The organism is Halorubrum sp. SS7 (genome assembly GCF_005435055.1).
Taxonomy (GTDB): Archaea; Halobacteriota; Halobacteria; order Halobacteriales; family Haloferacaceae; genus Halorubrum; species Halorubrum salinarum.
Genome location: NZ_SGXV01000581.1, coordinates 1 through 247 on the forward strand (window position 1 = coordinate 1; position 247 = coordinate 247).

The window sequence follows — 247 nt, forward strand, 5'->3', positions numbered from 1 at the left end:
TTCGCCGTCGATCAGCGGCCACCCACGTACAGCCGAGCGACTGGGGCTTTGGCGGTGGTCGCCGTCGATCAAGTCTCAGCTATTTATAAACGAGCGACTGAGCCTTCGGAGACGTTCGCCGCGCAACCCTCCGTTTCGTCTCGAACCGACCAGTTTAATCGGCGTCCTCGACTCTCGTTCCGTATGAGCGACTTCCCCGAGTTCGAGGTGATCCCCGCCGTCGACGTTCAGGACGGCGAGGTCGTCC

The 247-nt window shown here is 61.5% G+C and carries 1 pseudogene; it reads left to right on the forward strand.

What is annotated here, in order from left to right:
* Nucleotides 1–54 precede the first annotated feature (54 nt).
* Nucleotides 55–247: pseudogene (locus EXE44_RS21280) on the forward strand (hypothetical protein); the annotation flags it as partial.